Origin of the sequence: Parvularcula oceani, assembly GCF_000733125.1 — a bacterium.
Classification (GTDB): Bacteria; Pseudomonadota; Alphaproteobacteria; order Caulobacterales; family Parvularculaceae; genus Parvularcula; species Parvularcula oceani.
In genome coordinates, this window is sequence record NZ_JPHU01000002.1 from 112,913 (window position 1) to 132,618 (window position 19,706).

Consider the following 19,706-nt stretch of genomic DNA (forward strand, 5'->3'; position numbering starts at 1 on the left):
GAGCGGTAAACTCCGACGCAAAAAAGAGGCGGTTCGAGGCAGGACTATGATTCGAAGCAGCTTTCCCGGTCGCCATCCCGCCACGCGCCCGCGCAGATTGCGCAGCGCGGGCTGGATTCGCGCGATCACGGCGGAGTCTCGCCTCATCCCCGCCGACCTCATCCAGGCGATGATCCTGCGCGAGGACGATGCCGAGGCGGGGCCGGTCCCCGCCATGCCCGGCATCCGCCGGCACAGCGTCGACGAAGCGGTCGAGGCCGCGCGGCGCGCCCGCGATCTCGGCCTGCCCGCCCTCGCCCTCTTCCCGCATACGAGCCAGGAGCAGCGCGATGCCGGAGCGAGCGCCGCCTTCGATCCGGACAATCTGATGGCGCGGGCGGCGCGCGCCATCAAGGCTGCGGTGCCCGGGATCGGCCTGATCGGCGACGTCGCGCTCGACCCCTATACCGATCACGGCCATGACGGCGTCCTGGCCGGGGGCGAGATCCTCAATGACGAGACCGTGCCGCTTCTTTGCCGGCAGGCGCTCGTTCTCGCCGAGGCGGGCTTCGACGTGCTCGCGCCTTCGGACATGATGGACGGACGGGTCGGCGCGATCAGGGGCGCGCTTGACGCGGAAGGGTTCACCGACCGGATGATCCTCTCCTACGCCGTCAAATATGCCAGCCGCTTCTACGGCCCCTATCGCGACGCCATCGGCTCTCGCGGCGTGCTGCAAGGCGACAAGCGGACCTATCAGATGGACCCGGCCAATGCCGAAGAGGGCCTGCGGGAAGTCGCGCTCGACCTCGCCGAAGGCGCGGACATGGTGATGGTCAAACCCGGCCTGCCCTATCTCGACATGGTGACGCGGGTGAAGCAGGCCTTCGGCGTGCCCACCGTCGCCTTTCAGGTCTCGGGCGAATACGCGATGCTCGCCCAGGCGGCCGAGGCGGGCGCCTTCGACTTCCAGGCGGCGGGGCTCGAAGCGCTCGCCTGCTTCCGCCGGGCCGGCGCGGATGCGGTGATCAGCTATTATGCCGACAGGGCGGCGCAGTGGCTGGCAGAGGAGCGCCGCTGACGGCCGGAGAGCTGGCGCGGCCCCTTACTCCTCGATCTGCGGTCCTTCGAGATATTGCCGCCCCGCATAGATGAGCGGGCGGCCCGGCCGGGAATCGAAATGCACGACCTGGCCGACGAGGATGATGTGGTCGCCCGCATCGTGCCGCGCCACGACCTCGCAGTCGAAGCCCGCCAGACGCCCGGCGAGAAGCGGCGAGGCGGTGGCGTAGAGCTCCGCCTCGCCCTCGCGGAAATCGTGCTGCCCCGGCGTCGCGAACCGGTTCGAGGCCTCGGCCTGATCGGCGGCCAGGATGCTCACGCCATAGCTCGGGCTTCCCATGAACGCGTCAAAGACGCCGGCCTCCTTGTCGAGGCACCACAGGACAAGGGTCGGGTCGAGCGAGACGGAGGTGAAGGAGTTCACCGTGATCGCGAGCGGCGGCTGTCCCTCCGGCGCGCAGGAGACGACGGTGACGCCTGTCGGATAGCGGGCGAAGGCGTTCTTCTGGGCACGAAACGGATCGGTCATCCTGCTGCGGTTAGACGAAGCGGCCCGTCGCGCCTAGGCCCCGGTTGCGCGCGCGGACGATGCGCGGCAAGACATGCGGCTGCGCAAGAGCGCTTCTCTCCCCCGCCGCCTTCCCGCGGGACCCGAACACCCGCAGACTGAGGCCTGATGGAAGTCGCGCTCACCACTTGGCAGATGTGGTTCACGCTTGCCGTCATCGCGGCGGCGATCGTGGCCTATTCGGCGGACCGGTTCAGCCTTGAGATCGTCTCCGGCGTCGTGCTGGCCGTGCTGCTGGTCTTCTTCCACCTCTTTCCCGTGGTGCGGGTCGACGGGGAGGTGCTGCTCGATACCGGCATCCTGCTGTCGGGCTTCGCCAGCCCCGCCCTGTTCGCGATCCTCGGCCTCCTGATCGTCGGCCAGGGCATGTATCAGTCGGGGGCGCTGGAATATCCCACCCGCATGCTGGTCAGCGTCTATGAACGCTACCGCCAGTTCGCGGTGATCGGCGTCTTCATCTTCGTGATGGTGATCAGCGCCTTTTTGAACAACACGCCCGTCGTCGTGATGTTCGTGCCGATCATGGCGGCCATCGCGGCCAAGGGAAAGATCGCGCCCTCGCGCCTGATGATGCCGCTCAGCTTCATGTCGATCCTGGGCGGCATGACGACGACGATCGGCTCCTCTACCAACCTGCTCGCGGTCGAGGCCTTCGAGAACGTCTCCGGCCTGCGCCTCGGCTTCTTCGCCCTGGCCCCGCTCGGCCTCGTGCTCGCGGCCGTCGGCAGCGGCTATCTCGCGGTCATCACGAAATTCTTCCTGCCCGACCGGCACGGCGCGACGGAGCTGACAGCGCCGGACGGACGGCAATTCGTCGCGCAGCTCACGCTTCAGCGGGGCAACCCCCTCATTGGGCAGGGCTCGGTTGCGGGCCTCTTCCCCGACCTGCCGAACATCACCGTCCGCATGGTCCAGCGGCGCGACGAAGTGCTGCTGCCGCCCTTCGACGACATCAAGTTCCGCCTGCACGACAAGGTCATCATCGCCGCCACGCGGGACGCCCTGACCGAGCTTCTGAGAAAGCGGCCCGCCATTCTCGCGGGCTACATGTCCGAGGTCGAGGTCAGCGACGGCTCGGAGGGCGAGCTGACCATGGTCGAGGCGGTGGTGGCGCCGGGCTCCCGCATCATCGGGCGGACGATCAGCCAGATCCGCTTCCGCTTCCAGACCAATTGCGTGATCATCGGCATCCAGCGCCGCTCGCGCATGATCCGCACGGAGGTGGCCCATATCCGCCTCGAGGCAGGCGACGTCCTCCTCATACTCGGAGACCGCGGCGATGTGCGGGCGCTGCGCGCGGACCGCGACATCCTGATGCTCGAGCAGTCGATGACGCAGCTGCCCGATCCCGACCATGCGCGCTATGCCGCCATGATCTTCGTCGGCGTCGTCGGCACGGCGGCGTTCGGCATCCTGCCGATCTCGGTCTCGGCCATTCTGGGCGCGACCGCGATGGTCGCCACGGGCTGCCTCAACGTGCGGCAGGCCGGCCGCGCCATCGACCGGCGCATCTATCTTCTGGTGGGCGTCGCCCTCGCCATGGGCGTGGCGCTCGAACGCACCGGCGGCGCCGCCTATCTCGCCGGCTTCCTGACCCCGCTGGCGACGAGCGAGGGGGCTTTCGGCCTCAGCGGGCCCGTCATCCTGATGTCGGCCTTCTTCGCGCTGACGGCGGCGCTGACCAACGTGCTCTCGAACAATGCGACCGTGGTCCTCTTCACGCCGATCGCGTTCAGCGCCGCGGCGGCGGCCGGCATGGACCCGATCGTCCTCGTCCTGACGGTGATCTATGCGGCGAACTGCTCCTTCGCGACGCCGGTCGCCTATCAGACGAACCTGCTCGTGATGGCGCCGGGGCATTACCAGTTCCGCGACTTCCTCAATACCGGGGTGCCGCTGATCGTGCTGCTGTGGATCGTCTACACGGCGGTGGCGCCGATATACTTTCGTGCGGTAGGGCTTCTGTGACGAAGAGCGTGCTAGGCACGCCGGCTCCAGCATCACCGCGAGGCGAACCGACTGCATGACGAAGGTATTCCCGACCGGGAACAGAGAGTTCTACCTGACCTCCCCCTCGCCCTGCCCCTATGTGAAGGGACAGCGCGAGCGGAAGGTCTTCACCTTTCTCGGCGGCGAAGGCGCGGCCTCGCTCAATGCCCTCCTGTCCCAGCGCGGCTTCCGGCGCTCGCAGAACATCGCCTATCTGCCCGCCTGCGACGGCTGCTCGGCCTGCAAGCCGGTCCGGGTGCCGGTGGCGGGGTTCGACGAGCGCCCCTGGCGCAGAACGCTGCGGCGCAATGCGGACCTCATCCGCGCCGCGCGCCCCCCGCGCACGACGAGCGAGCAGTTCTCATTGCTCAGAGCCTATCTCGATGCGCGCCACGCCGATGGCGGCATGTCCGAGATGACGGTTCTCGACTATGCCCAGATGGTCGAGCAGACGCCGGTCGACACCCTGCTGATCGAATACCGCCAGCCCAAGGACGAGGGCGGCGAGCTGATGGCCTGCGCCCTCACCGACCGGCTCGAGGACGGCCTCTCCATGGTCTACAGCTTCTTCGAGCCCGAGGCGCCGAGGCGCTCGCTCGGCAGCTTCATGATCGCCGACCACGTCGCCTATGCGCGGCAGCTCGGTCTTCCCTACGTCTATCTGGGCTACTGGATCGATGGCTCCCCCAAGATGGACTACAAGCGCCGCTTCGGCCCCCTCGAGGTCCTCGGCGGCGGACAATGGCAGCCGCTGACCGATTGAGCCGGGAAAGGCTGCGGTCTGCCGAAGGGCTCTCCCCGGCACAGGCGAGGCCTGTCATTCGCCTCCGGCGGCAGCGGACCGGTCGGACGGCGCCGCCGGACCGGCGTGCCGGGCGATCTCGGTGAGCAGGTCTCCCGCGGTGACGGGCTTCGTCAGATAGCCGTCAAAGCCCTGCGCCTTGTAGCGCTCGACCTGATGGCGGAGCGCGTGGGCGGAAACGGCGATGATGGGAATGGGTCCGCCCTCCTGCTTCTCCCGGATGCGCCGCATGGCCTCCACCCCGTCCATTTCGGGCATGGAGATATCCATCAGGATGATGTCGAAAGCGCCGCCCTCGGCGAGCGCCACGGCTTCCCTGCCGCTCTCGGCCATGACCAGGGCGGCGCCGGTCGGCGCGAGCAGGGCCGAGATGACCATGCGGTTGACGGCATTATCGTCCACCGCGAGCACACGCAGCGCTGACAGATCGGCGGCAAGCGGCCGCTCCGGCTGCGCTTCGGGTGCGGCGGCCTCGGCGCGATCACTGGCCGGCTCCAGCATGAGCGTCAGTCCGAAGCGCGTGCCGCAACCGGGCGAGGAGGCGACGCTGACGCTGCCGTCCATCGCCTTGACCAGAGCGCCCACGATCGCAAGGCCGAGGCCCGTGCCGCCATAGCGCCGCGTGGTCGAACAGTCGGCCTGCATGAAGGGATCGAAGATCCGCGCCTCCTGCTCCGGCGTCATGCCGATGCCGGTATCCTCGACGGTCAGCAGGACGGCATGGCCGCCCTCGCCCGGCTCGAACGCGACGCGGATGCCGCCCGCCGGCGTGAACTTCAAGGCATTGCTGACGAGGTTCTGCACGATCTGGATCAGGCGGTGCTCGTCGCCGATCCGCCGCGGCGCGAGCGCGGGAGAGACAGCGACCTCCAGATCGAGCCCCGCCGCCGCGGCCTTGAGGCCGAACAGGCTGCCCGTCTTTCTCGCGACATCCCTCAGGTCGAACTCCGCCCGCTCCAGTTCGAGCTTGCCCGCTTCGATCTTGGACACGTCAAGAATGTCGTTGAGGACCTGGAGCAGGGCGTCGCTCGAATCCGCGATGACGCCGAGCTTGTCCCGCGCACCCCTCGAAAGATCCTCTGCATCGAGAGCGCTGGCCATGCCGATGATCCCGTTGAGCGGCGTGCGGATCTCATGGCTCATATTGGCGAGGAAGGCCGATTTCGCCTCATTCGCCGCTTCCGCCGAAGCCTGTCGCTCGAGCGCCTCCTCGCGGGAGGCGCGCAGGCGCGCATCGGATCGCTGCGAGGCCCGGAAGGCGAAGCGCAGATGGCCGACATAGAGCGCGATCGCCATGAGGATCAGCAGGGCGCTGCCCCGGCCGGGCGATGCGCCGGTGATCAGGGAATGGAGCGGCAGCGCGACGGCACAGACCGCATGCGGAACGATGCCGCAGACGAAGATGCCGCGATCATGGTGCATGTGCAGCGTGACGTGCAGCAGCGAACCCATCAGCCACATCATCGCGAAGATCTTGTCGCCCTGCCCGCCATAGGCCCACACCGCGACGGGCAGGAACCCGTAGACGATCGCCGCCTGCATGGCGGAAAGGCGGATGGCGGCAAGCTGGCGCCGCCCCGGCGGGCCCGCATCCGGTGGGCGGCGCAGCGGCCGCCAGATGGCGTTGTCGACGACCTGGCTGAGGATGACCAGCGCCAGCCAGGGCAGAGCGAGGGGCAGCGAAGTGCCGAACCACAGGAAGATCGCGCCGACGGCGGCGATGCAGATGCGGGTTTTCAGTTCCTCGCGACGCTGCTGGGCGCTCGCCTGCATGCGATGCAGGGCGCCCTCCGACGACACCGGCTCAAAGACCGCGCTCTCCACCCCTGCGACACCCCCCGGACTTTATCACAACCCAAGGATGCCGCATTTGCCTTAAAGCGAATTGAAGAGCGGCCGGCAAAATGTACCGGCCGCTCCCCTTTCTTGATCGTCAGGCCGCGAGCTTGCGGATGACGTATTGCAGGATGCCGCCATTGCGGAAGTAGTCGAGCTCGTCCTGCGTATCGATGCGGGCGAGAAGCGTCACCTTGCGTTCCGTCCCGTCGGCGCTGCGGATCGTCATCTCGAGGTTCTCGCGCGGCTTGAGCGTCTCGACGCCGGCGATGGAGATTTCCTCCGTCCCGTCGAGGCCGAGGGATGTCCAGCTTTCCCCTTCGGAGAATTGCAGCGGCAGCACGCCCATGCCGATCAGGTTCGAGCGGTGGATGCGTTCGAAGCTGTTCGCGACGACCGCCTTGACGCCCAGGAGGATCGTGCCCTTGGCCGCCCAGTCGCGCGAGGAGCCCGTGCCGTACTGCTCGCCGGCGAAGACGACGAGCGGCGTGCCTTCCGAGCGGTATTTCATCGCCGCGTCATAGATCGGCATGACCGTCTCGGTCGGCGCGTATTTGGTCAGGCCGCCCTCGGTGCCCGGAACCATCTGGTTCTTGATGCGGATATTGGCGAAGGTGCCGCGCATCATGACCTCGTGGTTGCCGCGGCGCGAGCCGTAGGAGTTGAACTCCCGCGGGGCGACCTGATGGCTTTCGAGATATTCGCCGGCGGGGCTGTCCTCGGCGATCGCGCCGGCCGGGCTGATATGGTCGGTCGTGATGGAATCGCCGAGCAGCGCCAGGACCCGCGCCTTCTCGATCGGCTCGGGGGCCTTAGGATGCGGATCCATATCCCGGAAATAGGGCGGGTTCGCGATATAGGTCGAGGACGGCCACTCATAGGTCTCGGACGAGCTGGTCGAGATGCCCTGCCAGCGCGCATCGCCCTTGAAGACCTCGGCATAGCGCTCGGCGAACATTTCGGGCGTGACATTGGCACGGACCATCTCGGCGATCTCATGCGAGGTCGGCCAGATGTCCTTGAGGTAGACGTCGTTGCCGTCCTTGTCCTGGCCGAGCGGATCGGTCGTCAGGTTGATGTTCATCGAGCCCGCGATCGCGAAGGCGACGACCAGAGGCGGCGAGGCGAGGAAGTTCGCCCGCACGTCCTGACTGATCCGGCCCTCGAAGTTCCGGTTGCCCGACAAGACGCTGGCCACGGCCAGGTTGTTGCCCTGGATCGCATCGTGGATCGGATCGGGCAGCGGGCCGGAATTGCCGATGCAGGTCGTGCAGCCATAGCCGACGAGGTTGAAGCCGAGCGCGTCGAGATCGTCCTGAAGGCCCGATTTCTCGAGATAGTCGGTCACCACCTGCGAGCCCGGCGCGAGCGAGGTCTTCACCCAGGGCTTGCGCGTCAGGCCGCGTTCGCGCGCCTTCTTGGCGACGAGGCCGGCGGCCATCAGGATCGAGGGGTTCGAGGTGTTGGTGCAGGACGTGATGGCCGCGATGGCGATGTCGCCATGGCCGATCGTGTAGTCCGCGCCCTCAACCGGGACCTGCTTGCCCTTCTCTGCGAGCAGTCCGTATTCCTCGTCGAGCGCTCTGTCGAAGCCCTGGGGCGCATCCTTGAGCGCGATGCGGTCCTGGGGTCGTTTCGGACCCGCAATGGAGGGCACCACGTCGCCGAGGTCGAGTTCCAGCGTATCGGTGAAGACGGGGTCGGCGCCCTCATCCGTCAGCCACAGGCCCTGCGCCTTGGCGTAGGCCTCGACCAGCTCGACGCGGTCTTCCTTGCGGCCGGTGGCGCGCAGATAGCGCAGCGTCTCTTCGTCCACGGGGAAGAAGGCGCAGGTCGAACCGAATTCGGGAGACATGTTGCCGATGGTGGCGCGGTCTTCGAGCGTCATGTTGCGCACGCCGGGGCCATAGAATTCGACGAACTTGCCGACCACGCCCTTCTTGCGGAGCATCTCGGTCACGGTGAGCACGAGGTCGGTCGCGGTCGCGCCCTCGGGCATCTTGCCGGTGACTTTGAAGCCGATCACCTCGGGGATGAGCATGGAGACCGGCTGGCCGAGCATGGCGGCCTCCGCCTCGATGCCGCCGACGCCCCAGCCGAGGATCGACAGGCCGTTCACCATGGTGGTGTGGCTGTCCGTGCCGACCAGGGTATCGGGATAGGCGTAGGTCTCGCCCTCATGCTCGGCCGTCCAGACGGTCTGGCCGAGATATTCGAGGTTCACCTGGTGGCAGATGCCCGTGCCCGGGGGGACGACGCGGAAATTGTCGAAGGCGCCCTGGCCCCATTTGAGGAACTGGTAGCGCTCCTTGTTGCGCTCATATTCGCGCTCGACGTTCCGCTCGAAGGCTTCGGGCGTGCCGAAATAGTCGACCATGACCGAGTGGTCGATGACGAGGTCGACGGGCGCCAGCGGATTGATCTTCTCGGGGTCGTCGCCGAGCGCCTTCATCGCGTCGCGCATGGCCGCGAGGTCGACCACGGCCGGAACGCCGGTGAAGTCCTGCATCAGGACGCGCGCCGGGCGGTAGGCGATCTCGACGGGGTTCTTGCCGCCATTCTTGAGCCAGCCGGAGAAGGCGTCGATCATGCTGGTGTCGACCGAACGCCCGTCCTCGTAGCGCAGCAGGTTCTCGAGCAGGTATTTCAGCGAGACCGGCAGGCGCGAGACGTCGCCGAGCTGCTGGGAGGCCTCGTCGAGGCTGTAATAGCTGTAGGTCTTGCCGCCCGCATCGAGGGTTTTTTTCGTCTTCAGACTGTCGTGGCCGGGGATCATCAAAGCTCTCCTGATTATCTCTGCGCGCGGGGCGCGGGCGTTTGCAGGCCTTATGCGGGAGGTAGGGAGCCGACGCAACGCGACGAGGGCGCGGCGCAGTCCCCCCGGGGCAGCTCGCCGCATCCCCGCCCCGCCCCGCCGGACTAGCTTCACCGCAGGCAGACGGGAGAGACAGCGTGAAGATCAAGGACCGAGCCGAATACAAGACCAAGCCCAAGCCGATGACCTGCAAGCCCGACGAGACGGTCAGGGCGGCGGTGCTCCGCATGTCGGAACGCAATTACGGCGCCATCATCGTCACCGACGGCGCCGAAAGGGTCATCGGCATGATGACCGAGCGGGACGTGATGAACCGCGTGGTGGCCGAAAAGCGCGACCCGGACGCAACGCGGGTGTCCGAGGTGATGACCGCCGATGTGCGCTGCGCCAGCGCCGATGACGATTATGTCGGCTGGCTGCGGATCATGTCCAATGAGCGCTTCCGCCGCCTGCCCATCGTCGATGCCGAGGGACGCCTCCTGAACATCATGACCCAGGGCGATTTCGTGTCCTATAGCTGGCCCGAGCTTCTCGACCGCGCCAAGACGCTCGCCCAGGGCACCTGGACGAGCAGCTACAACCAGCTTCTCATCCTTGGCGGCATTCTGATCTACACGGTGATCCTGCTGGGCGTGGTCACCTGAGGCCAGTTGCGCCGGGCGGCGAGCCGGTGCACCCAAGGGCCATGGGCTTCGCCGTCTCCCTGTCCTGCAGCGACATCGCGCCTTCGCGCGGTGGGCGCATCGTCGCGTCAGGCGTGAGCTTCCATCTCGCGCCCGGCGATGCTCTCCTGCTGCGCGGGCCCAACGGGTCGGGCAAATCCTCCGTCCTCAGGGCTGTCGCCGGCCTCGCCACGCTGGCCGGGGGAGACATCCGCTTCGAGGCGGGCGGCACGCCGTGCGACCCGGCCGAGACGCGCGCCCGCGGCCTCCACCTCCTGGCGGCGGGCGAAGGCCTCGCCGACCGGCTCACCGCCGCCGAGCATATCGCCTTCTGGAGCGGGCTTTACGCGGCCGAACCCGGCGACGTTCTGGCCGATGCCGGTCTTTCCGGGTCCGAGACGATCCCTGCCGGGAAGCTCTCCACGGGGCAAAGGCGGCGGCTTGGGCTGGCCCGCCTCCTTCTGGCGCCCCGCCCGGTCTGGCTGCTGGACGAGCCCTTGTCGGGCCTGGACGCGGAGGGCCGGTCGGTGCTTCTGGACGCCGCCGCCGCGCATCGCGGGCGCGGCGGCCTCGTCCTGATGGCGACCCATGAAGGCGAGGGGCTGCCCGGCGCGCCGACCCTGCGGCTGTCGGCCCCGTGAAGGCCGCGCTTGTCGCACTTGCCCGGCGCGAGCTGGCCCTGCGCCTGCGCGGCGGCGGCTGGGCGGCCAGCCTCGGCCTCTTCGCCGTCGCCACCGCCCTCGCCCCGCTCGGCCTCGGCCGCGATGCGGCGCTCCTGGCGCAGGCCGGTCCCGGCATCCTCTGGCTCGCCGCCAGCCTGTCACTGCTCCTGGGGCTCGATTCGCTCTTCGAGGAAGACCTGCGCACGGGCGGCCTCGACCTCCTGCGGCTCTCGCCCCTGCCCCTGCCGCTGGTGGCGCTGGTCAAGATCGCCTGCGGCTGGGGGGCGACCTGCCTGCCGCTCGTGCTGGCGAGCCCGGTCCTGCTCCTGGCCTTCGGCCTGCCCGCGGGCAACGCGCTCGGCGGCACGCTCGGCGTTCTTCTCGGCACGCCCGCGCTGGCGCTTCTGGCCGGCACGCTCGGCGCGCTCCTCTCGGGGCTGCGGCGCGGAACGGGGCTTCTCGTCTTCCTCGCCCTGCCGCTCTTCGCGCCCGCCCTCGTCTTCGGCGCGGCCAGCACGGGCGAGGCGCCAGCGGGTCCTCTTCTCTTCCTCGGCGCCTACTCGCTCCAGGCCCTCGCCATCTGCCCCTTCGCCGCGGCGGCGGCCCTGCGCATCCAGTCGAGCTGAACCGTCCCCCGATGAACCGACGGTCAGTCGGCAGCGGCTTCCGGGGCGGGCCTGCCTCTGTCATAAGGCTCCCGCATGCGTGAAAGCAGGAGGCCCCATGACCAGAGTCCTGATGTCCGTTCTCGCCGCCATGGCGGCCGCCCTGCCGGTGTCCGCCGCCGCCGCGCCAGAGCAGATCGCGACCTATCAGGACTGGTATGTCTATGTGAACGACATCGGCGACGACACGATCTGCTATGCGGTCTCCTCGCCCAAGGACAAATCGCCGAGCAATGTGCAGCACGGCGATGTCTACATGATGGTCGCGACCTGGGCCTCTGGCGCGGCGAGCGAGCAGCCGAGCTTCATGGCGGGCTACCCGCTTCGCGGCACGCCCGATCCCGAGATCCGCATCGGTTCGGACCGCTGGGACCTCTTCGCCTCGGGCAATGAAGGCTTCGTCGAGGCCCCCGCCGAGGAAGACCGCCTGGTCGCCGCCATGCGCCGCGGCGCGAATATGCGCCTTTCGGCGACATCCGAGCGGGGGACCGCGACCGAATACCGGTTCTCGCTTCTCGGCGTGACGAGCGCGCTCGAGCGGGCGGCGAGCGCCTGCCGCTGAGATCCGGCCCACACCCCGAAGCTGTGCACCAAAAAAGACTCAACCTGCGATAACTGGCCGTTCATGACCAAACGGTAGGATAAGGTCCGCGGGCAGTGAGAGTTTCGGCAGGGCTCGGCGGGCAGGGGACGCATGAATGGAACACGCCAGGCGCTTTTAGGCGCTACGGGACTCTTCGTGCTGTCCTTCTGGACCACCGGCGCCCATGCCTCGCCCTGGACGCGGGAGCCGGGGCGCCCTCTCTCGATCAGCAAGCTGACCGCCAGCGAGGCCGAGGAGGACGGCCGCCAGTTCGGCCAGACCAGTCTCGAGACCTATTTCGAATGGGGCGTCGGCGGCGGCGCCATGATCGGCGGCAAGCTCGGGCAGGCCTGGCAGAGCATTGAGCAGGACGCCTTTTCCGACAGGCTGAGCGGGATCTCCGAGGCGGAAATCTTCGTGCAGAAGGGGTTCGCCCGCAGCGAACGGGGCGTCGCCAGCGGCGCTGTCGCTCTCGCCGCGCCGACCAGCACCACCTCGCAGCTGATCGCCGACCGCGCCTTCGAGCGCGACGCAGCGGCGGAAATCTCCGCCCTTGCCGGCTACGACTTCTCCGCCGCCTTCGTCACCGCCAAGCTCGGGCCGCGCTTGAGCTTCGGGGACGATGCCGATCTCCTGAAGGGAGAGGTCACGCTCGGCCATGCCCGGGACAGCGGCACGCTGGTCCTTGTCGACCTCTACGCGACGCAGTCGCTCGGCGGCGCGGCGCCGGGCGGGGTCGATTACAGCCTCTACCAGATCGCCCCGTCGGTCGTGCTGCCGCTTTTCGGCCGGGTCGCGCTCCAGCTCGGGGCGCGCGCCGATCTCGCCGGGGAAAACGTGGATCTCGGGCGGGGCGCATTCGTCGCCCTGTGGGTGGGCCGATGATCGAACTCCTCGCCCAATCCGCTCTCGCCGAAGCCGGCATGACCGCAGCCGGGCAGGCGGAGGACGGCACCACGGCGCAGGCGGGACTGACGCCGCTTCTGTCGCGCCTGGCGCTTCGCGAGAGCCTTCTCCTGCTCGCCCCGCTTATCGGCACGCTGCTCCTGAGGCGGCGGCGCTGAAGCCGGCGGCGGATATCGCTCCGGCCGGCGCGCTCCTCCGGCTGCGCACGCTCGCCGCGGCGGCGGGCCGGGCGCCGTCCTCCGATGACGGGCTCGCCGCCTGGGCTGCGACCGGCTATCTGCGGACCGTGCAGCCGCTGCTGACGGCCCATCGACGCCTTTCGGAAACCCAGAAGCGGGTATGCGCCGCCCTCGCGGTGACGCTTCTCATGGCGGGCGCTCTCGCGCCGCTTTCCAGCCTGGTGGCGCTCAACGCGCTCTTCCTGACCTTCACCCTCGCCGCGCTCGCCCTGCGCTTCGCCGCGGCCTGCCTGTCGCACACCAGGGGCCGGGAGCCCGTTCGCGCGGCAGGCCTGGCCGAGGAGGCCCTGCCGGTCGTGACGGTGCTCTGCCCCGCCTATCGCGAGGCGGCGAGCCTGCCGGGTCTGATCGGCGCGCTCGAAAGCCTCGACTACCCTTCGCAGCGGCTGGACGTGAAGCTGCTGCTCGAGGCCGACGATGCCGAGACGCAGGCCCTCGCGCGCACGCTCGCCCCGCGCTTCCCGCTCGAAGTGGTGATCGTGCCGCCGGGCATGCCGCAGACCAAGCCGCGCGCCTGCAATCACGGCCTGTGGCGCGCACGGGGCGAGCTTCTCGTCATCTACGACGCGGAAGACCGCCCCGAGGCGAACCAGCTGCGCCGCGCCGCCGCCGCCTTCGCCGCCCTGCCCCATGACGTGGTCTGCCTCCAGGCGCGGCTGAACTATTACAACCGGTCCGAAAGCTGGGTCACGCGGCTCTTCGCCATCGAATACGCGCTGCTGTTCGACCTGATCCTGCCGGGCCTCGACAGGCTCGGCGCGCCGCTGCCGCTCGGCGGGACCTCGAATATCTTCCGCGGCCTTAGGTAGCAAACGCAGGAAGGATAGCGGCGACTGCCATCGTTCGCAATGCTAACGTCACGGCATGAGCGACAATGGCTATCAGAACACCGTGTCGGGCCTGCTGCGGAAGCGGGCGGAGAAGCTGGACGAAGCGGCGGACCTTCGAGCCCGCATGGCGGTCGTGCAGAACGACGTGGAGGCGATAGAGCGCGTCCTGGAGACGCTGGGCTATGACGGCGAGCTGCCGACCGTGAACACCCGTCAGGCCCGCGTGGTGCTGTTCTATCGGAACGAACTGCGGAGCTGGCTCAAGGCGGAGCTGCGGGAGCGAGGCCCCGCCACGAGCCGGGAACTGGCCGAACGCATGGTCTCAGGAGAAGGCAAAGATCCGCGAGACGCCCGGCTCGTGCATGACCTCGTGAAGCGGATCGGGAAGGCCCTGCGGACAATGCGGGACGCGGGGCTCGTCACGAGCGAGCGGACGAAGGTGGGGTATGTGTGGGAGGCTAAGCCTTGATCGCCTTTTTCAGGGCTCGCCACTTCCTACGAGCCCACCCGGGCTCCGCATAGAAATTGCGGTCTTCCTTCCAAGCCTTGGCCAGAGCCTCCAACTCCTTGAAGATCGCGGGGTTCTGGCGGTTTATGCGGATTGCTTCGATGTATCCGGTCATCGACTCGTAATCTCGAATGTACGCCTTGTTGTACCAGCGACGGAACACTCGCTCATCGAGCGCGCCCTCTTGGATGGCAACCGCAGTCAGCTCATGAACGTTGAGGATCTTATCGATTGCCAAGCGATCGTCACGGCGTTCTTCATCTTCTTCGCTGAGCTTGCCCTCTCTATCCTTGCGCCCTGGCCCCCACCCTCGTTTTGCTGGGTAGGCGTCTTTCTGGGACGACCCCGCATCAGGACCAGCGAGATAGGTATTGGATTTTCGCCCGCTGCGGATGATGTCGATGAAGCGCTCGCGGGCCCTTATGATATCCTTATCAGCCTCGGTTTGCAGGATGAAGTGGAGAGTGTTTGTCCGCTTCGTGTTGGCTCGGTTCGACAAGATCAGGACGAGCGCCAGAATCGCCGACACGATAACGGCGGCGTCCGCTAGGTCGCCGCCGCTGATTTGGATGAATGGTGGGGTGGAGCTAGCCAACGGTCAGTAACCGCCAGTGCCTTCGTGCAGCTTCATTGTGGGCCTTTCTGTCACGCCTCCCCTCCAACCCGGGAGGCATCAGGATCGTTCCCATGAACGATCATGGGCGTCAACAGATGTATCAGAAGTCAGTGCAATTCAAGCTAACGTTCTCTGACATTCCGGTTAACACCTTGCACCCTATATAGTGCGGTTTGCCATCAAACACAACACTATATGGTTAACGCGAACGATTCTCAATTAACCATTCGCCCGCTGCCAATATCCTGCCCACGTCCGGCTAACAGGCGCCCAAAGCGCGTTCTGCAGAGCACGGCCCGCCAGCGTACCGTTCGCCTCTCTGCGGTGATCCTCAAGCCATGCGGCATGCGTCGCGTAGGCGTGCAGGTGCTTCGGGCTCACGCCGTGGTGCTGGCCCTCGATCATCCGGCGCAGGCGGGAGAAGAAGCTTTCCGCTTGGTTCGTGCAGGCGCCGTTGAGGCTGTAGGCTTCCGAGTGGTTGATCCGGTAGGTCGGGAAGCTGTCTTCGAGCGCATCCCAGTGCGTCGCCTCATCGGCGTGCACGACGGTGCCGGGCTTGATCCGCTTCATGGCGAAGGCGAGCCCTTCGCTCTCGCGGCGGGTGACGGTCGTGAGGGTGCGGCCGTCGCGGTCGCGGATGGCGACGACGACGCGGCGGGTGCCGGTCTGGTGACGCTTGAGGCGGCGATCCTTCCGGTTCTCGCGCAGGTTCGCCGGGCGGACATGGCCGCCGAAATAGGCGCCGTCGATCTCCGCCACGCCGTCAGCGAGGATGCGGTCGGTTTCATCGCCCATCGCCTCGCGCAGCTTGTGCGCCAGGACGAAAGCCGTCTTGTACTGCACGTCGAGGTCACGGGAGAGCTGGACCGCAGAGACGCCCTTGGCGCTGTTCACGATGATGCAAATGGCCGCCAGCAGGTCGGTGAAGTCGAGCTTGCGCGCATGGAAGATCGTCCCGCTCGTCACCGAGAAGTGGTGCTTGCAGGCTTTGCACTCGTATTTGCGGCGCGTCTTGAGGAAGTAGGTCTGATCGAAGCCGCAGCGCGGGCAAACGGCCTCGCCGTCCGTCTCCGGCCAGCGCATCTTGCAGAACGTCTCATACGCCTTCGCCTCGCCAGCCTTGTAGATCGCCTTCAGTGAGAGGGTGCGCGATCCTGCGGAGAGGAGAAAATGTTGAGCCATATTTGCCATCGTTTGCGTTACCTGTGTAACGCATATGATGACATGATGTGACTTTGACAAGGGCGAATGTCACACAAACGATGGCATTCGTGTTGCGGGCGCTGCCGTCCGGCTCTAGGTCCGAGGGAGCGGACGCTAGAGACGAAGGGGCCTTGCCATGCCGGACAGCAGCGTCGATTGGGAAGCCAAGGTCAAAGGGTTGCTGAAGGCTGAGCTGAAGAAGCGCGGCGTGACCTATGCCCAGCTCGTCGAGAAACTGGCGCAGATCGGCGTGAAGGAGACCGAGCCGAACCTCCGCAACAAGCTGGCACGGGGCAAGTTCACCGCTGTGTTCCTTGTACAGTGCCTAGATGCCGTGGGAGCGGACACTCTGCGGCTGGACTGACCATGTCCCGCCCGATTGCCGTTCTCGCACTGCTCGCCGCATTGTGGGCAGTGCTCGCACTAGCTCACCATGAAGAACAGCGCCGAGCCCGCGAGGACGCCGCCGACCAAGAATATCAGGAACTCGGTGGGGTCGCGCTCGAAGTCGCGCCGCTCAATGCGCCGCCCGGTGCGCTTCAACCCGTAGATGCTGACACCAAAGCCGAACGCGAAGAGTGGCGCCAAGAACAAGACCTTCTGGTTCAGCGTGAGATGGCGCGTTCGGCGCGAAACACGTTCTGGATCACCCTGATCGGTGTCGTGCTGGTCGCCGGCACTCTTTGGGAGGCTTTCCGCGCGACCAAAGCGGCTCAAGTCGCCCTTGAGCATGCCGAAGAGAATGTCCGCGTCACGCGCGACATTGGGGAGATACAGGCGCAAGCCTATGTACATTGCGCCGAATGCGCGGTGAAGCTCGTTCCGAGTCTTAACTCCCTGATATTCATTTTGAAACTGAAGAATACCGGGCAGACACCTGCCACCGGAATCACGCTCAATATAACCGGATATGTAGGCTTCCGGAAGCAATGGGCCGGTACGACGGTGAGCACCCACAGACAAAGTATACTTGAGGTGGGCTATGTCGCGTTCAACACAGTGATCGGTCCCGGCATGGATGCCAAAGAGAGTATTTTTATGCGCGTGCAGCATTGGGACAAACTCCCCAAAGACGGGATGATCCACATCGAGCTGACCATTGGCACCCACTACAGCACTGTATTCCCGCGCCCCAGCGGCCAATTGACCCGCCGCCACATCGGCACCACTAGCTTCGCTTGGGACAACCGATTCGTGCCCGACGATGAGAGCGGCGAGCACAAGATGTTTCCATCCCGACCGCCGTCTCAAGACTGACTTCCTGCGTTTGATACATAACACCGATCTTCCGCACCGGCGCGCTGGTCGAGGTCGGCGGCTGGGACGCCTACAACGTGACCGAGGACGCCGATCTCGGCCTGCGGCTGAGCCATTGGGGCTACCGCGCGAGAATGCTGGACTCGACGACCTACGAGCTTGCGACCGCCGGGACGGGCGCCTGGCTCCGCCAGCGCTCGCGCTGGATCAAGGGCTATCTTCAGACCTGGCTCGTCCATGCGCGGCGGCGGCCCGGCAGGGGAGCCTGGCGGCACGCGCTGACGCTGCATTTCCTGATCGGCGCGGTCGGGGTCTCGGCGCTTCTCAACCCGGTCTTCTGGCTCCTCTACGTGATCTGGCTCGCAGGGCTCGACCTGCCGGTCGAGACTCTCTTTCCGCCGCCGCTCGGCGCGATGGCCGTGGCCGCGCTCCTTCTGGGGAACGCCTTCCAGCTCTGGCTCTTCGTCCTCGCGCCGCTGAGAAGGGGCTGGCACGATCTCGTCCTGTTTGGCCTCACCGCCCCCGCCTATTGGGTCCTGCAATCGGTGGCGGGCTACAGGGCGCTCTGGCAGCTCCTCGTCCGGCCCTTCTACTGGGAGAAGACGGAGCACGAGGCCGGCGAGGCGCCCGAGGCCATCGCCGCCAAGGTGGCCCCCGCATGAGCGCGACGGCGCTCAGGCCGCTCACGCTGCCGCCGGCCCAGCGCTGGATCGGCGTCCTCGCCCTGTGCGCAGGCGCGCTGCTGGCCGCATGGCTGACGCCGCTGGACGCGGCGGGGCGCCTTCTTGCTTCGCGCGCCGCGCAGAGCGCTGCGGTGGCGCCGGGCGCCGAAGCGACGCTGCTCCTGGCGGGCAGGCTCTCGGCGGCTTCCGGCCTGCCTGCCGGAAGCGCTCTCCTGATCGCGAGCTGGTCGGCCCTGCCGCTTCTCGCGCTCTCCATCTGGCGGCTCGGCCGCGAGGCGCCGGTCCGCGCGGCGGCCGGCATGCTCTTCCTCGTCTGCAACCCGCTGGTCCTCTGGGCATGTGCGGCAGGCTACGGCTATGCGGCCCTCGGATTCACCCTGATGTGGTCCGCGGTCCTGACCCTGCGCGAGCGGGAGGTGCATATCGGCGTGCCGCGGGCGGGCGCCGGCCTGGCGCTCGCGGCGGCCTGCACGCCGGGCTTCCAGGGCTTCGCCCTGCCGCTCTTCGCCGTCCTCTTCCTCGCCATTCCGCGAAGCGTTCCGGGGCGGCACATGCCGTCGGTCTATCTCGTCGCCTTCCTGCCGGTCTGCGCCTGGGCGCTGACGCTGGCCTATGCGGGATGGGTGACGGGGGCAGCGGGCGCAGGCCCCCTGCCCGGCCTCAGCATGGAGGACGATCCCGTCCCGGCCGCCTTCTGCATCGGGCTCCTTCTCGCGATCGCCTGCGCGCCGGGCCTCGTGCGCTACGGCGTGAGGCGCCCCGCCCGGATCGCGGCGCTGCTCGCCTGCGCGCTGGCCGCGACCTCGAGCGACGTGCCGGTCTCTCTGGCCCTTCTCTGCGCCGCCTGCGCCCAAGGGGTCATCCTGATGCGCTTCGGGACGATGTTCGGCGCGGTCGCAGGCCAGCTCGGCGCGCTGGCGAGCGTGATCCTGCTCGCGCCGCACTGATGGACGAGCCTTCCTCCAGGCTCTAGGTGCGGGCCATGAGCACCAATTCGCTTTCTGGACAGCGCTACTGGCTGATGGACGGCCTCGGCAACGACTTCGTCATCGCCGATCTGCGCCGGGGCGGCCGCATGACGGGCGAGGCCGCGCGGGCTCTGGGCGACCGCGAGGGGCCCTTCGGCTGCGACCAGATCATCACGCTCGAAGAGGGCGACGGCCTGCCCCGCATGGGCATCTGGAACGCCGACGGCTCCGAGGCGGGCGCCTGCGGCAATGCCGCCCGCTGCATCGCCTGGCTGTTGATGGAAGAGGACGGCGAGGCCGCCGTCGCCTTCGGTACCCCCTCCGGCGTCCTGATGGCCGAGCGGATCGGCAGCACGCGCGTCGCCGTCGACATGGGTCCGCCGCGCCTGTCCTGGGAGGAGATCCCGCTGGCCGAGGCGCATGAGGATACCCGCTACGTCAACGTCAAGCTCGGCCCGATCGACGCGCCGGTCCTGTGGGGGCCCTCGGCCGTCTCCATGGGCAATCCGCACTGCGTCTTCTTCGTCGACGATGTCGAGACGCAGAAGCTCGACCGCTTCGGCCCGCTGGTCGAGCATCACCCGATGTTTCCCGAAGGCGTCAACGTCTCGGTCGCGCAGGTCCGCAGCCGCCACGATCTGCGCGTGCGGACCTGGGAGCGGGGCGTCGGCCTGACCAAGGCCTGCGGGACGGCCGCCTGCGCGGCGCTGGTCTCGGCCGCCCGCCGCCGCCTGACGGGGCGCAAGGCGACGGTCGAGCTCGACGGCGGCACGCTCGGGATCGAGTGGCGCGAGGAGGACGACCGCGTCATCATGGCGGGGCCCGTGCGCCTGAACGGGCAAGGCGTGTTCTGAGGCGCGGCTTGGCAAAAGC

At 67.5% G+C, this 19,706-nt stretch carries 21 protein-coding genes; 16 read left to right on the top strand and 5 right to left on the bottom strand.

From position 1 onward, the window contains the following. The first annotated feature begins 46 nt into the window (after positions 1-46). Positions 47-1,060, top strand: coding sequence for a porphobilinogen synthase (hemB, locus tag IE88_RS0102865; protein ID WP_031549905.1), 1,014 nt, complete (start codon positions 47-49; stop codon positions 1,058-1,060). A gap of 24 nt (positions 1,061-1,084) precedes the next feature. On the opposite strand, the gene IE88_RS0102870 is transcribed toward hemB, so the two are convergent. Further along, positions 1,085-1,570: a flavin reductase family protein gene (locus IE88_RS0102870; RefSeq protein WP_031549907.1), complete on the bottom strand. Its 486-nt coding sequence runs from the start codon at positions 1,568-1,570 to the stop codon at positions 1,085-1,087. A gap of 147 nt (positions 1,571-1,717) precedes the next feature. Between IE88_RS0102870 and IE88_RS0102875 the strand changes: the two genes are divergently transcribed. Beyond that, positions 1,718-3,577 carry an SLC13 family permease gene (locus IE88_RS0102875; protein WP_031549909.1) on the top strand — a complete coding sequence of 620 codons (1,860 nt, stop codon included), beginning with the start codon at positions 1,718-1,720 and terminating at the stop codon, positions 3,575-3,577. A gap of 55 nt (positions 3,578-3,632) precedes the next feature. Next, the gene (locus IE88_RS0102880; RefSeq protein ID WP_031549911.1) at positions 3,633-4,361 is read left to right on the top strand and encodes an arginyltransferase; all 729 of its coding nucleotides are present in this window, start codon (positions 3,633-3,635) and stop codon (positions 4,359-4,361) included. 54 nt (positions 4,362-4,415) lie between these two features. Here the strand turns inward: IE88_RS0102880 and IE88_RS0102885 are convergent, their stop codons facing one another. Together IE88_RS0102885 and acnA are read right to left on the bottom strand one after the other, a co-directional pair. After that, entirely contained in the window at positions 4,416-6,224 is a 1,809-nt protein-coding gene (locus IE88_RS0102885; protein ID WP_162178288.1) for an ATP-binding protein, read from the bottom strand. Positions 6,225-6,333: 109 nt separating this feature from the next. Next, positions 6,334-9,012, bottom strand: a complete 2,679-nt coding sequence (gene acnA / locus IE88_RS0102890) for an aconitate hydratase AcnA (protein WP_031549915.1) — start codon at positions 9,010-9,012, stop codon at positions 6,334-6,336. Positions 9,013-9,188: 176 nt separating this feature from the next. Here acnA and IE88_RS0102895 point away from each other — a divergent pair, with 176 nt between their 5' ends. The 8 genes from IE88_RS0102895 (at position 9,189) to IE88_RS0102930 (ending at position 14,067) form a co-directional block, all read left to right on the top strand. Continuing rightward, positions 9,189-9,695, top strand: a complete 507-nt coding sequence (locus IE88_RS0102895) for a CBS domain-containing protein (protein WP_031549917.1) — start codon at positions 9,189-9,191, stop codon at positions 9,693-9,695. Between the two features lie 41 nt (positions 9,696-9,736). After that, a complete protein-coding gene (ccmA, locus tag IE88_RS0102900) occupies positions 9,737-10,354 on the top strand; it encodes a heme ABC exporter ATP-binding protein CcmA (RefSeq protein ID WP_031549919.1) in 618 nt (205 codons plus the stop codon). Continuing rightward, positions 10,351-11,001 carry a heme exporter protein CcmB gene (locus IE88_RS0102905; protein ID WP_031549921.1) on the top strand — a complete coding sequence of 217 codons (651 nt, stop codon included), beginning with the start codon at positions 10,351-10,353 and terminating at the stop codon, positions 10,999-11,001. The genes ccmA and IE88_RS0102905 overlap by 4 nt, the downstream gene beginning before the upstream one ends. A gap of 97 nt (positions 11,002-11,098) precedes the next feature. After that, positions 11,099-11,602: an invasion associated locus B family protein gene (locus tag IE88_RS0102910; RefSeq protein WP_031549923.1), complete on the top strand. Its 504-nt coding sequence runs from the start codon at positions 11,099-11,101 to the stop codon at positions 11,600-11,602. 132 nt (positions 11,603-11,734) lie between these two features. Further along, positions 11,735-12,508 carry a hypothetical protein gene (locus IE88_RS18030; RefSeq protein WP_156032333.1) on the top strand — a complete coding sequence of 258 codons (774 nt, stop codon included), beginning with the start codon at positions 11,735-11,737 and terminating at the stop codon, positions 12,506-12,508. Beyond that, on the top strand, positions 12,505-12,687 hold the full coding sequence (locus IE88_RS18035; RefSeq protein ID WP_031549925.1) for a hypothetical protein: 183 nt from the start codon (positions 12,505-12,507) through the stop codon (positions 12,685-12,687). Before IE88_RS18030 ends, IE88_RS18035 begins: the two co-directional genes overlap by 4 nt. Positions 12,688-12,815: 128 nt before the next feature. After that, positions 12,816-13,577 (top strand): glycosyltransferase, encoded by a 762-nt coding sequence (locus tag IE88_RS18040; RefSeq protein ID WP_031549927.1) that lies wholly within the window; start codon positions 12,816-12,818, stop codon positions 13,575-13,577. 55 nt (positions 13,578-13,632) lie between these two features. Then, positions 13,633-14,067 (top strand): hypothetical protein, encoded by a 435-nt coding sequence (locus IE88_RS0102930; RefSeq protein ID WP_031549929.1) that lies wholly within the window; start codon positions 13,633-13,635, stop codon positions 14,065-14,067. Here IE88_RS0102930 and IE88_RS17065 read toward each other — a convergent pair. Together IE88_RS17065 and IE88_RS0102940 are read right to left on the bottom strand one after the other, a co-directional pair. Beyond that, the gene (locus tag IE88_RS17065) at positions 14,057-14,701 is read right to left on the bottom strand and encodes a DUF4760 domain-containing protein (RefSeq protein WP_051881436.1); all 645 of its coding nucleotides are present in this window, start codon (positions 14,699-14,701) and stop codon (positions 14,057-14,059) included. The genes IE88_RS0102930 and IE88_RS17065 overlap by 11 nt on opposite strands. A 240-nt stretch (positions 14,702-14,941) precedes the next feature. Further along, the gene (locus IE88_RS0102940; protein ID WP_031549933.1) at positions 14,942-15,904 is read right to left on the bottom strand and encodes an IS1595 family transposase; all 963 of its coding nucleotides are present in this window, start codon (positions 15,902-15,904) and stop codon (positions 14,942-14,944) included. Between the two features lie 157 nt (positions 15,905-16,061). On the opposite strand from IE88_RS0102940, the gene IE88_RS0102945 reads away from it, so the two are divergent. The 5 genes from IE88_RS0102945 to dapF are packed head-to-tail and all read left to right on the top strand — an operon-like array spanning position 16,062 to position 19,687. Next, entirely contained in the window at positions 16,062-16,289 is a 228-nt protein-coding gene (locus IE88_RS0102945; RefSeq protein ID WP_031549935.1) for a DUF6471 domain-containing protein, read from the top strand. A gap of 2 nt (positions 16,290-16,291) precedes the next feature. Continuing rightward, the gene (locus IE88_RS18045) at positions 16,292-17,182 is read left to right on the top strand and encodes a hypothetical protein (RefSeq protein ID WP_156032335.1); all 891 of its coding nucleotides are present in this window, start codon (positions 16,292-16,294) and stop codon (positions 17,180-17,182) included. A gap of 26 nt (positions 17,183-17,208) precedes the next feature. Beyond that, a complete protein-coding gene (locus tag IE88_RS18505) occupies positions 17,209-17,844 on the top strand; it encodes a glycosyltransferase family 2 protein (RefSeq protein ID WP_272945596.1) in 636 nt (211 codons plus the stop codon). After that, positions 17,841-18,812 (top strand): hypothetical protein, encoded by a 972-nt coding sequence (locus IE88_RS0102965; RefSeq protein ID WP_031549943.1) that lies wholly within the window; start codon positions 17,841-17,843, stop codon positions 18,810-18,812. Before IE88_RS18505 ends, IE88_RS0102965 begins: the two co-directional genes overlap by 4 nt. A gap of 35 nt (positions 18,813-18,847) precedes the next feature. Then, positions 18,848-19,687, top strand: coding sequence for a diaminopimelate epimerase (gene dapF / locus IE88_RS0102970; protein WP_051881437.1), 840 nt, complete (start codon positions 18,848-18,850; stop codon positions 19,685-19,687). Positions 19,688-19,706: the final 19 nt, after the last annotated feature.

Bases quoted from the DNA above. Each gene is read 5' to 3' on its own strand.
- hemB (WP_031549905.1), top strand. From the start codon at position 47: ATGATTCGAAGCAGCTTTCCCGGTCGCCATCCCGCCACGCGCCCGCGC.
- IE88_RS0102870 (WP_031549907.1), bottom strand. From the start codon at position 1,570: ATGACCGATCCGTTTCGTGCCCAGAAGAACGCCTTCGCCCGCTATCCG.
- IE88_RS0102875 (WP_031549909.1), top strand. From the start codon at position 1,718: ATGGAAGTCGCGCTCACCACTTGGCAGATGTGGTTCACGCTTGCCGTC.
- IE88_RS0102880 (WP_031549911.1), top strand. From the start codon at position 3,633: ATGACGAAGGTATTCCCGACCGGGAACAGAGAGTTCTACCTGACCTCC.
- acnA (WP_031549915.1), bottom strand. From the start codon at position 9,012: ATGATCCCCGGCCACGACAGTCTGAAGACGAAAAAAACCCTCGATGCG.
- ccmA (WP_031549919.1), top strand. From the start codon at position 9,737: ATGGGCTTCGCCGTCTCCCTGTCCTGCAGCGACATCGCGCCTTCGCGC.
- IE88_RS0102910 (WP_031549923.1), top strand. From the start codon at position 11,099: ATGACCAGAGTCCTGATGTCCGTTCTCGCCGCCATGGCGGCCGCCCTG.
- IE88_RS18030 (WP_156032333.1), top strand. From the start codon at position 11,735: ATGAATGGAACACGCCAGGCGCTTTTAGGCGCTACGGGACTCTTCGTG.
- IE88_RS18035 (WP_031549925.1), top strand. From the start codon at position 12,505: ATGATCGAACTCCTCGCCCAATCCGCTCTCGCCGAAGCCGGCATGACC.
- IE88_RS0102930 (WP_031549929.1), top strand. From the start codon at position 13,633: ATGAGCGACAATGGCTATCAGAACACCGTGTCGGGCCTGCTGCGGAAG.
- IE88_RS0102940 (WP_031549933.1), bottom strand. From the start codon at position 15,904: ATGGCTCAACATTTTCTCCTCTCCGCAGGATCGCGCACCCTCTCACTG.
- IE88_RS0102945 (WP_031549935.1), top strand. From the start codon at position 16,062: ATGCCGGACAGCAGCGTCGATTGGGAAGCCAAGGTCAAAGGGTTGCTG.
- IE88_RS18045 (WP_156032335.1), top strand. From the start codon at position 16,292: ATGTCCCGCCCGATTGCCGTTCTCGCACTGCTCGCCGCATTGTGGGCA.
- IE88_RS0102965 (WP_031549943.1), top strand. From the start codon at position 17,841: ATGAGCGCGACGGCGCTCAGGCCGCTCACGCTGCCGCCGGCCCAGCGC.
- dapF (WP_051881437.1), top strand. From the start codon at position 18,848: ATGAGCACCAATTCGCTTTCTGGACAGCGCTACTGGCTGATGGACGGC.